This is a genomic window from Streptomyces sp. NPDC005728 (genome assembly GCF_040630895.1).
GTDB lineage: Bacteria > Actinomycetota > Actinomycetes > Streptomycetales > Streptomycetaceae > Streptomyces.
This window is the reverse complement of sequence record NZ_JBEXYL010000100.1, coordinates 17,931-28,662: the sequence shown is the minus strand read 5'-3', so window position 1 is coordinate 28,662 and position 10,732 is coordinate 17,931. Positions and strand designations below refer to the sequence as shown.

6 protein-coding genes and 4 pseudogenes are annotated in these 10,732 nt (G+C 69.6%); 5 read left to right on the top strand and 5 right to left on the bottom strand.

The window, feature by feature from the left end:
- Positions 1-274 (top strand): annotated as a pseudogene (locus ABZ471_RS39410) (hypothetical protein); the annotation flags it as partial.
- A 64-nt stretch (positions 275-338) separates the two neighbouring features.
- A pseudogene (locus ABZ471_RS39405) lies at positions 339-452 on the top strand (LuxR C-terminal-related transcriptional regulator); the annotation flags it as partial.
- A gap of 718 nt (positions 453-1,170) precedes the next feature.
- Here the strand turns inward: ABZ471_RS39405 and ABZ471_RS39400 are convergent.
- The 5 genes and pseudogenes from ABZ471_RS39400 to ABZ471_RS39380 all read right to left on the bottom strand — a co-directional run bounded on the left by ABZ471_RS39400 (position 1,171) and on the right by ABZ471_RS39380 (position 6,659).
- Positions 1,171-1,680: an inclusion body family protein gene (locus ABZ471_RS39400; protein ID WP_067309710.1), complete on the bottom strand. Its 510-nt coding sequence runs from the start codon at positions 1,678-1,680 to the stop codon at positions 1,171-1,173.
- 45 nt (positions 1,681-1,725) lie between these two features.
- On the bottom strand, positions 1,726-3,555 hold the full coding sequence (locus ABZ471_RS39395; protein ID WP_359073524.1) for a thiamine pyrophosphate-binding protein: 1,830 nt from the start codon (positions 3,553-3,555) through the stop codon (positions 1,726-1,728).
- Positions 3,552-5,588: an FAD-dependent oxidoreductase gene (locus ABZ471_RS39390; RefSeq protein WP_359073522.1), complete on the bottom strand. Its 2,037-nt coding sequence runs from the start codon at positions 5,586-5,588 to the stop codon at positions 3,552-3,554. Before ABZ471_RS39390 ends, ABZ471_RS39395 begins: the two co-directional genes overlap by 4 nt.
- A gap of 382 nt (positions 5,589-5,970) precedes the next feature.
- Positions 5,971-6,144, bottom strand: a pseudogene (locus tag ABZ471_RS39385) (DUF899 family protein); the annotation flags it as partial.
- A gap of 179 nt (positions 6,145-6,323) precedes the next feature.
- A complete protein-coding gene (locus ABZ471_RS39380) occupies positions 6,324-6,659 on the bottom strand; it encodes a hypothetical protein (protein WP_359073521.1) in 336 nt (111 codons plus the stop codon).
- Between the two features lie 58 nt (positions 6,660-6,717).
- Here ABZ471_RS39380 and ABZ471_RS39375 point away from each other — a divergent pair, with 58 nt between their 5' ends.
- The 3 genes and pseudogenes from ABZ471_RS39375 to ABZ471_RS39365 form a co-directional block, all read left to right on the top strand.
- Positions 6,718-9,519 carry a SpoIIE family protein phosphatase gene (locus ABZ471_RS39375; RefSeq protein WP_359073520.1) on the top strand — a complete coding sequence of 934 codons (2,802 nt, stop codon included), beginning with the start codon at positions 6,718-6,720 and terminating at the stop codon, positions 9,517-9,519.
- A gap of 189 nt (positions 9,520-9,708) precedes the next feature.
- The gene (locus ABZ471_RS39370) at positions 9,709-10,479 is read left to right on the top strand and encodes a PAS domain-containing protein (protein ID WP_359073518.1); all 771 of its coding nucleotides are present in this window, start codon (positions 9,709-9,711) and stop codon (positions 10,477-10,479) included.
- Positions 10,455-10,667: pseudogene (locus tag ABZ471_RS39365) on the top strand (SpoIIE family protein phosphatase); the annotation flags it as partial. The gene ABZ471_RS39370 and the pseudogene ABZ471_RS39365, both read left to right, overlap by 25 nt.
- Between the last annotated feature and the right edge of the window lie 65 nt (positions 10,668-10,732).

The window sequence follows — 10,732 nt, the reverse complement described above, 5'->3', positions numbered from 1 at the left end:
CGGCCACGGACGGCCCGGTCTGGCCGGCCACCTGAAGAGCGCGGCCACCATCGCCCTCGGCTGGCTGGTCACGTCCGCCGCGGTCGGCTCGCTGGCCGCGCTCCGTCCCGGCGCAGGACTCGTCCTGCAGCAGACGGTGTACCTGTCCGCCACCGCGCTCGTCGGGATCGGCCGCTATCTCGTGCTACGTCTGACCGTGTTCGCGGAGCGCGCCCCGCAGCCCCCGACCGGCGGCGGCATCCGGTTCCGGGCCGCGTACGACGCGGCGGCGTGAGAGCCGACGGGGAAACTACTGCGGCCCGGAGCCGGGGCGGGCGGCGCGTCCCTCGAGGGTCGGCACGGTGCGCAGCCACATCCAGCGCGCCATGACCAAACTGGATGCGCGAGACCGTGCTCAACTGGTGGTGATCGCGTATCAGTCCGGCCTGGTGAGCGCCAGGCCCAGGCCATGACGAGCGGCGAGCCCTGCGGCACGGCGCGCCGCCAGTGACCATCGGGACGACGACGGTCCGATCGTTCGCGTCCGCGACCATGGCCCCGGCTTGCCGGGCGACTTGCGGCTGGTCCTCACCACCTCCTGCCCGCAGCGATTGCGTACCGGCTCCGCGTCCGCAGGAACGGGCCTGGGCCTGACCATCGCCTCCGGCCAAGCAGGCCTTCCCTGCACCCATCTCACTTTCCATAACCATCCTGAGGGCGGTGCGGAGGCCACTGTGCGCCTCGGCTGGCGCGACGCGTTGGGACGGCTCCACATGTGAATGCAGACGCCCACAGCGCCATGCGCAAAGTGCCGGCGCCCAACGCCGAGCAGCACTGCGAAAGCCCTGCCTGGCTGAACACCATCGGCCCCGCACCCCGCACCCCGCAACCGCCATCGCCTCCCCCAGACGCCGGCGAGGAGGCCATCGACGAGAAACGCTTCCTGCTCGCCACGGCTACCGCGCACCCGCCGACGCCGCACAGACACGGTGGCTCGTGCCCGAGGACCTGCCTGATGCGAAGCGCTCGGTGCAGACCTGCCTGGGATCATCGGCGCGCGGGGTGCCGAGAGGCGCGTGATTCCCCGCCCGACGAGCCATGACCCGATGGAACCGCGCAGCGCGGCAGGCCCGGCACCGCGAAACGGCGGCGGCGGAGGTGACCGCGCCGCCGCCCGTCACGGCCGGACCGTCAGGAGTCCTCGATGGTGATGAAGGGGTCCCACTGGAAGTACCCCTTCAACTGCCGGTGCCGGTCGAGGATCTGGAAGTAGAAGTGGTACACGACCTTGCCGACGCTCTTCACCGTGGTGCGCCAGTAGTGGTCCTGGTACTTCTGCGTCACGAAATCCGGACTGCCCTCGCTGCCCTCCCGCGGCAGCGGATAGACGCCGTCGACCACCTCGATTTCCGGTGTCCTGATGAGTGTGTGGTCGCGGTCGCTGCTCACGTACCGGTACAGCAGCGCCTTGTAGTCGCTGCCGAGCGACACCGTCGTCTCCCGCCACCTGATGGTGTCCCCGGGCTCGGCCCGCAGGTTCAGCTCGGCGCCCGAAGTGCCGACGATGTGGTCGTGCCGCGTGGTCATGTAGATCAGGCTCTGGTCGACGTAGGTCGGCGCGTCGGGATTCCGCGACGCGCCCGGATTCTGCTCGACGATCGTGGCCGCGTCGAACGCGATCAGTACGTTCAGATCAGCCATTTCTTTCCCCTCGGGATTCGAGATTTTCTGTGGTGAGAGTTTCGGTCACGAGGTTTTCGGCACCTTGTACGCCATGGCCCGCGGATAGTCGTGCCGGTGCAGGCGGACGCGGACCAGGAGCGGTCCGGCGTTGACCGGGTCGCGCGGGTCGCCGAGGCGGGCGAGCAGGTCGTCCAGCTCTGCGGGGCGGGCGACGCTGAGGCCGGTCGCCGGGGTGTCCTTGCCGGCGAAGACGGCCGCGAGGCGGTCGTAGTGCCAGGGGTGCAGGACGTTGTAGAAGTCCGGCTCGGCGGGGTCCTGTCCGGCGTAGTAGGCCGGGTGCACCAACATCTGCTCGATGCCGTAGAAAGACCCGTTGTCCAGGACGAACACCACCGAGCGCAGCCCGAGCCGGGTGTGGGTGGAGATCTCCTGGCAGGTCTCCTGGAAGGCGCCGTCGCCGACGAACACCATCGGGCGGGCGCCCTCGCGTTCCGGGGCGAGCGCGGCGCCGGTGGCCGCACCGACCGACCAGCCGATGGACAGCCAGCTGATCTGGGACAGGAAGCCGCCCGCGGACAGGGACAGGTTCATCGAGCCGATGAGGGAGAACGCGGCGTCGGACACGACCGTCCAGTTGTCCGTGGTCTCCTGCCCCAGGAAGTGGTTGACCCGGTCGAACACGCCATCGTAGGTGAGCCGTTCGGCGTCCCGGGACCGCGCACTGCTGACGCTCAGCGAGGCGCGGTACTGCGCCAGGCCGGCGGGGCGGTCGTCCTGCGCTCCCTGGTAGCTGTAGGACTCGGCGTAGTAGTCCGCGGACAGGCCCTCGGAGCCGTAGGCCTTCACCAGCGCGTCCTGGACGGCGGGCAGCAACTGGGCGAGCTGGACGTCGGGGAAGTAGGAGGTACCGACGCTGACGCCGCCGTGCGCCGCCATCACCCAGTCGGTGCCGACGCTCTGCTCACCGCCGAGGTTCTTCGACGTGGACCAGGCCCCGAGCCCGATCCGGCAGGTGGCCCAGTCCTTGAAGATCGCGTACACGTCCGGGTGACTGGCCTTGCCGTTGTAGACGCCATGGAACTGCGGCAGGTCCTCGTCCACGACGGCCTTGGCGCCGACGGTCGTGCAGAACGGTACGCCGGTGGCCTCCACCAGGTCGATGAGTTCCCCGCCGAGCCGGTACCGGTTGATCTCCTCGCCTGCCCACACGATCGGGCGGGGCCTGCCGTCCGGGCCGGGGTGCTCCTCGATCAGGGTGAGGATCGCGTGCACGGCTTGGTCCAGCATGCTCTGGTTGCGCTCGCTGAAAGGCCGTTCGCGGCGGACGATCGGCTCCGTGGGCTCAGGGCAGGGCTCGTCCCACAGGTCTTCCATGACCTCCAGGTAGACCGGCCGGCGCTCGGAGACGCACGCGGTGAGCGCGGCGTCGATCTGGGCGGGCGCCAGGCCCGGGTGGGAGATGACCTGCGCGTCCACGGTGACCTGCCGGTAGACGTCCAGGTTGCTCTCGGCACGGGGGCTCATGTGCGAGGTGAGCAGCCCGACGGCGCGGAAGTTCTGCCACTGCTCGTACGGCGGGCAGGCGTTGACGGCGATGAGCGGGACCTGCTCGACGTACGCGCCGCCGCAGGCGTTGAGCAGGTTGAACGCGCCCACGCTGTATGTCACCGCCGCCGCGCCCACGCCGTGGAAGCGGGCGTAGGCGTCGGCGGCCTGGCCCGCGCCACCCTCGGTCGGAGTGCCGACCCACTCGATGTCGCCCTCGGCCCGCAGCGTGGTGAGGAACGGGCCGAGGTGGTTGCCGGGGACGCCGAACAGATGGGTGATGCCCAACTCGGCCAACCGCAAGGCGAGATAGCGGGCGACCGTGCAAGCGGGGGTGATCGCGCTCACGAGGACTCCTCTTTCCTGTCGGTGACCGGCGGCGCCTGATGGACGGCGAGGGTGGCGCGGATGGCGCTCTCCAGGGCACCCTCGATCCAGGCGTGCTTGAGGGACGTGTGCTCGCCGGCGAAGTGCACCGGGCCCTCGGGCCGGGAGACGTCCAGGTGGAAGCTGGTCATCTGGTGCGCGGTGTAGATGGCGGCCTCGCCGAAGGCGTACGGGTCGCGGGCCCAGCTCTGGGTGGCGCCCCGGCCGGTGAAGAACACCTCGATGCGCCGGCCGTGCACGGCCTGGAGGTTGCGCAGGGCGTAGAGGTAGCGCTCCGCCTTCGGCATGGAGTCCCAGCGTGCGGCGTCGTCGGACCAGGAGTACGAGGCGAGGACGACGCCGCCGCCCATGCTGTCCGCGATCGGGTGCGAGGGGTAGTACATGAACCGGTTGGGGTTGTCGGCGGCGGAGCCCCCGCCGAAGCAGTGAGTGGGGGGCCGGACGGCGGGTCCGCGCAGCGGCAGACTGCCGTCGATCCGCCGCATCTCCTCGGTGACGAGGCTGTCCTTGACGGCGGCGCCGAGCAGCCCGGCCTCCGGCTCGGGCAGCGTGGGCACGGACACGGTCTCGGTGTCCGCCTCGTGCCCCCGCCGGTAGTACTCGTACAGGCCGGGCGCAATGCCGTCCAGCGTGTCGCGCCAGTCGTCCTCGGTGAACTCCCACCAGCGGTGGCTGAATTCGAGCAGCACCTTGGTGGCCTGGTCGTAGTGGGTCTCGATGATGGCACGGCGCTTCTTGTACGACATCGAGGGGACGATCTCCACGAAGCGCAGCGAGGAGAACGGGATGGTGACGACCGCCAGGTCCGCCGTCCACAGACGGGGCAGTTCCTTCGGGTCTTCCTCGTCGACAGTCTGTACGGCCACGCCCCACCCGTCCGGTCCGACCGCCCCGGTGCCGTCGGGGTCGGTGTCACGGCTGGGGTCGTGGTATTCGAGGCGGATCATGCGCTGGCCCAGCCGCACCTCGTCGCGCAGGCCCTGGTACAGGGCGTGCGGCAGGCGCCAGCTTCCTCCGGGGATCTCCCAGTAGCGGACGCCGGGGTTGATGTCGCTGCGGCTCAGGAAGCTGTGGAAGAAGGAGAGGTAGAGCCGCGAGGACATGTTCTCCAGGGTTCCGACGGCCTCGACGGCCTCGTCGCTGAGCCCGGCGCGGTCGCGCAGGAAGGAGCCCATCGAGTAGCCGTCGAAGTCGCGGATCACCCGCGCCCAGCCCTCGACCCACTCGTCGAACGGCTTGTTGACTCGCTTGCCGTCGACGACGTCGGAGTAGTAGTCGCGCACGCTGTCCAGCGCCTCGTCCACCATCCGCGCGGCGGGGGCGCGGACCTCGTCGCCGGTGAGGTGGAAGCCCTCGTTGATCCGCTCGGGACCGGCGGCGTAGTCGGCCCGCCGCACCTGGACGCGGTTGGTGCGGATCCAGGAGTTGCCACGCTTGTCGGGTTCGGCGAAGTCCGGGCTGTCGTCGCCGTACGTCCACGTCCGGCCGGTGAAGGAGGTGTATGTCACCGGAGGGACGGGCACGTCGGGACCGCTGCCGGTGTGGGGATCGATGTCCACGTTGTAGAACTGGCGTCGGCCGAGCCCCAGTTTGTCGACCAGGGCGAGGACGAGCGGGTGGAAGTCGGGCAGCCGCATGGCCCCGGCTTCGGCGTACTGGGCCGGGTCGGCGAAGGGCTGGTGGTGCTTGGTGGTGCGGAAGGTCTTGATGCGTCCGCCGACACGGTTGGCGTTCGCCTCGAGGATGGTGACGTCGTGCCCGGCATCCTTGAGCAGCCGGCCGACGACAAGGCCGGTGATGCCGGCACCGATGACGAGGACCTTCTTGCGCGGGTGCCGGGTGGTACCGAGGCGGCCCGTGTCTATCAGAGCGTGCAGGTATTCGAGCTTGAGGTCTTTGCCGTCGGGTCCGACGAGGAGGAGTTCACGGGCGAGCCTGAGACAGGTCTGCCAGCGGGCACGGGTGGCGGAGTTGTCCCGTGGAGTGTCGGTCATAGCCTGCGATCGTAGATATGCCGAAACGGTTTAGCGGTTCACCCTGAGGACAAAGTCCTGAAACTGCCGAGAGGACTGGGTGGCGCGATTTCTACTTGCCTGAATTCTCGGCGAGAAGGCGGAAGATCCCTGAGGGGCGGAAGGGAAGTCGGGTGCAACGGAAATAGCAATTCACTCGTGGAATGTGAAGCCTCTGCGGCGATACGTGGCGACCCCACCCACCGATCCGACAGAAAAGCCGTCATCCCCACTCCCCTAACTGACCGACCGATCAGCGGCGTTGACATATGCATCAGGCCAACGTGCGGTGCAAGTCCCGCGGGACACCTGCCATATGGCGCGGAGGGGCCCGTTGCTCCGCTCGTTGCCACGGCCTGTCGTGCGTCCCGTCGAGCTCCACCATCGGCAACCGGCGGCGGGCCGCGGCGAGGGCGTCGCCCTCGTGGGTGTGGGCCCTCTCGCGGGCCAGGAGCTCGTCACGGGCGGCCTGCCAGGCGGCCAGGTCGACGACGGGCGGGCGGCCGGGCAGCGCGGTCGTCGGGTCGTCCGGTGTGATCGTCCGTGCTGTCTCGTGCCAGGCAGCGCTGAGTCGTACGACGTCCTACCGCGCTCACTGGAGCAGACTCGCGACCCGGCCGGAGCTCATCGCGGCAGAAAACGCCCTCCGCCGAGACTGCGCGGACCACGTCGGGCTGACACAGATGCACTCTGAGTGGTCGAGCGCCCTATGTGGGGTCACCGTGCGGTGTCCTCGGTGCGGATCACGCGGCGCAGGCTGGTGCCGGCTGCGGCGAGGACTTGTTCCAGGGAGGTGGCGCGGGCTCGGAGAGCAGCGTTCTCCTCGGTGGCCTGCTGGAGCTGGTCGGCAACCTGGTGGTGGCGGGTGAGTTCGTCCACGCGGCTGGCCAGGTCGGGTGCGGTGAGCGCGTCAAGTTGCCGTCCGAGCCGGTGCCGCACGGCGCCGGGCAGGCGGTCCCTTTGCTGCCGGAGTGCCTTGGTCCCCGCTCCTGCCCAGGTCAGGAAGCCCCCGTCCCGCGCCGGACGCCCTGTGGTGAGCGGTGGACGCGGCACCCCGTGCAACCGGTCGTGATCAGCGTCGGCTTCCTCGCAGCGGTGCTATCAAGGGTGTATGGAGGTATTTTCCGGGCGCCCTCGGAGCCTGGAACGTCACCCGCCCGTCGGACGCTCGCGCGAACGCCGCGCTCACCTGCTGGACCTGCACAGTGCGGCCGGTCAGGTGTTGCTTCTCCAGGTCGTGATCGTGCTCCTGCTGGTCGTGGCCGCGGTGGGTGCCATGGTGCTCCAGGCGGCGAGTGACGCGGTGCAACAGGGGCGTAGGGAGTCGATCGTCGCGGCGCAGTCTTTCGCGAATGCACCTGGTGTGGCCGAGGCGCTGCAGAGCCGGGATCCGACAGCGGTGCTCCAGCCTCGGGCCGAGGCGGCGCGGAAGCGCGCGGGCCTGGATTTCGTCGTCGTCATGGACACGAAGGGGATTCGATACACGTACCCCTACCCGCAGGAGATCGGGAAGAAGTTCGTCGGCACCATCGCACCGGCGCTGGAAGGCCGTACTGTCGTCGAGCAGGCCGGTGGGCCGCCTCTGCCCGCGGGCAAGGGGACGGACGTGCAGGCGGTGGTCCCGGTGACCGACTCGCACGGAAAGGTGGTCGGTCTGGTCTCAGCCGGACTCACGGTCGAGAACGTCGCGGGACTGTGGATGCCACAGCTGCCGATCATCCTGGGCAGTGGCGCGGCCGCGCTGGCGCTGTCCGTGACCGGAACGACGCTGGTGTCCCGGCGGCTGCGGCGGCAGACGCACGGCCTGGCCCCGGCGGAGCTGGCGGAGTTGTACGAGCACCACGACGCGGTCCTGCACGCGGTGCGGGAAGGAGTGCTGATCACCAGCGCCGACGGACGACTGTTGTTGGCCAACGACGAGGCGACACGGTTGCTCGGACTGCCGGCGGACATACGGGGGCGCCCGATGCGGGAGCTGGGACTGCCGGAGCCGATCATGCGTCTTCTGTCGTCGCCGGAGGCGGTCACCGATGAGGTGCATCGCGCGGGGGACCGGTTGCTGGCGGTGAACATGCGGCCGACGTACCCGCAGGCCGACCGGGGAGGCAGCGTGGTGACGCTGCGGGACACCACGGAGCTGGCGTCGGTCTCGGGGCGGGCCGAGGTCGCGCGGGAGCGGCTGAAGCTGCTGTACGAGGCCGGGGTGGCGATCGGGACCACGCTGGATGTGAAACGTACGGCCCAGGAGCTGGCCGACGTGGCGGTGCCGCAGTTCGCCGACCTCGTGACGGTGGATCTGCTCGAAGCGGTGCTACGGGGGTGGGAGCCTACGGCGGAGGGCTGGCGGCAACTGCGCCGGGCGGCGATCGGCGGCGAACAGCGGCTGATACCGGTGTATCCGCTGGGTGAAGTGATCACGTTCTCGCGTCGAACGCCGCAGATGCGGACGCTGCAGGAGCGCCGGGTCATGCTGGAGACGGACCTGCGGCGGGCACACGGCTGGCGGGAACAAGATCCGGAGCGCGCCGACAAGGCCCTGGAATGCGGGTTGCGTTCGCTGGTGGCCGTGCCACTGCGGGCGCGGAACGTACCGCTGGGCGTGGCGAACTTCTACCGGATGGTGGACTCCCCGGCGTTCGAGCCGGAGGATCTCGCCTTCGCGGAGGAACTGGCCGCGCGGGCGGCGGTGGCCATCGACAACGCCCGCAGGTTCACCCGGGAGCACGCAATGGCGGTGACGCTGCAGCGCAGCCTGCTGCCACGGGGGCAGCCGGAGCAGGATGCCCTGGAGGTGGCGTGGCGGTATCTGCCCGCGGAGGCGGGGGTGGGCGGGGACTGGTTCGACGTCATCCCGCTTCCGGGCGCTCGAGTGGCTCTGGTGATGGGTGACGTCGTCGGTCACGGGCTGCACGCGGCTGCGACGATGGGCCGGCTGCGCACCGCGGTGCACAACTTCTCCACCCTGGACCTGCCCGTGGACGAGGTGCTCGGGAACCTGGACGACCTGGTCGTCCGCATGGACAACGAGGAGAACACGGGCGATGCCACGAAAGGCCACGAGGGGGAGGGCGTGACCGGAGCAACCTGTCTCTACGCGGTCTACGACCCGGTGGTGGAGGCCTGCACGATGGCCCGTGCCGGGCACCCGGAGCCGGTGGTGGTACGCCCGGACGGGACGGTCACCTGTCCTGGCGTGCCGGCCTCTGCGCCGCTGGGCCTGGGCGGCTACCCCTTCGAGACCGTGGAGTTGTCCCTGCCGGAGGGTTCACAGCTGGTGTTGTACACCGACGGCCTCGTGGAGGACCGCACCCACGACATCGATGTCGGGATGGAGAGACTGCGCCGGGCGTTGGCCGGGTCGGGGGGCCGCTCGCCGGAGGAGACGTGTCAGGCGGTGATGGACGCGCTCAAGCCGTCACACTCTTCCGACGACATCGCGCTGTTGACGGCCCGTGCCCGGAAGTTCCCGGCCTCGCGTGTGGCCACGTGGGACGTGCCGCCGGACCCGGCATTGGTTCCCTCGGTGCGGGCGCGCTGCCGGGAGACGTTGCTGGAGTGGGGGCTGGAGGAGACCGCATTCGCCACGGAGCTGATCGTCAGCGAGTTGCTCACGAACGCGATCCGGTACGGCTCGCCACCGGTCGGCGTACGGCTGCTGAACGGACGCTCTCTGATCTGCGAGGTGTCGGACGCAAGCGGCACCTCGCCGCGCCCGCGGCGGGCGGCGACGACCGACGAGGGCGGGCGGGGGCTGTTCCTGGTGGCGCAGTTCGCCCAGCGATGGGGGACGCGGTACACCCCTCACGGCAAGGTCATCTGGGCGGAGCAGCATCTTCACGACGCCGCATCCGCCGCCTCGGGGCTCGCACCGGTCGACTTTCTTCTCGACCAGTTCGATGATCCTGGCCTTTGACTGCTCACCTCCCGGAAGGGAGGCGAGCAGTCGATCTGGTGATGATCAGCAGGCGCGGACCGTGAAACGGTGCGTTGAGGCCAGGGACCGCGGAACGGACCGGCAGTCGTCCGGCGGGCGCACCTGGCGGATACCTCGTGGGTTGGAAACGAAAGCGGTCGCGCTCGTAAAGATCGGCAGGGCACGCGCGTGACGACAGCGGAGATCGATTTCGAGGAGCTGTTCGACGCCGCGCCGAACCCGTACCTGGTGCCGGACGCCGACCTGGTGGTGCGCTACGCCAACTGGGCCTACCTCAAAATCACCGGCAGGACCGCGAAGAACTGGCCGGACGGTACATCCTGGAGGCATTCCCGGACACGCCTGCCGCACCGGACGTGGCGCGTGATTTCAGCGCGTGATTTCGGCGCCTCACTCCAGCGCGTGCTGGACTCCCGCGAGCCCGATGTGGTGGCACCGCAGCGATTCGACATTCCCGTCGCCGACCGGGCGGGCGATGTCGAGGAGCGATGGTGGTGCGGAATGTCCAGCCCCGTCCTGGGGCCGGACGGCACCGTGAAATGGATCATCGCGCGAGCCGACGACGTCACCGAGTTCATGCACTCCCCCGTCATCCATGAGCTCACCCCGCCGCTGAGCAAGCAGGCATCAGGGATCGCAGCCCAGGTGTACGCCCGGTCGCACGATCTGGAACAACTGAACGAGCAACTGCGCCAGGCGCATGCCCGCGAAACGCGAAGTCGCCGTCACCCTGCAGGAGGTCATGCTCCGCTCCCCCGACCTGGACAGGCACAAAGACATCGCCGTGCGGTACCTGCCTGCCAGCGGATCACTCAACGTGTGCGGCGACTGGTACGACGTGGTCGATCTGCCGCCCGACCGCTACTCGGTCGCTGTCGGGGACGTCGTCGGCCACGGCCTGCAGGCCCCCCGTCATGGGCATGTTGCGCAGCGCACTGAGCGCAGCCATCCGAGCCGTTCCCAGCCCCGCACAGGCCCTGGAGGTACCGGGTCTGTACGCCCGGGCGGTCGACGGCGCGCTGGCCACCACCGTAGTCAAAGTGCTCATCGACCCACGAAGCCGACTGATCATCTACAGCAACGCCGGCCACCCACCACCGGTGCTGCTCCATCCGGACGGCAGCTGGCAACTGCTGGACCAGGCCACAGACCCGCCGCTGGGCGCCCGACCGGAACATGTCCCCCGCCCCCA

Excerpts from the sequence above, each read along its gene's own strand:
- ABZ471_RS39400 (WP_067309710.1), bottom strand. The coding sequence starts at position 1,680 with ATGGCTGATCTGAACGTACTGATCGCGTTCGACGCGGCCACGATCGTC.
- ABZ471_RS39390 (WP_359073522.1), bottom strand. The coding sequence starts at position 5,588 with ATGACCGACACTCCACGGGACAACTCCGCCACCCGTGCCCGCTGGCAG.
- ABZ471_RS39375 (WP_359073520.1), top strand. The coding sequence starts at position 6,718 with ATGGAGGTATTTTCCGGGCGCCCTCGGAGCCTGGAACGTCACCCGCCC.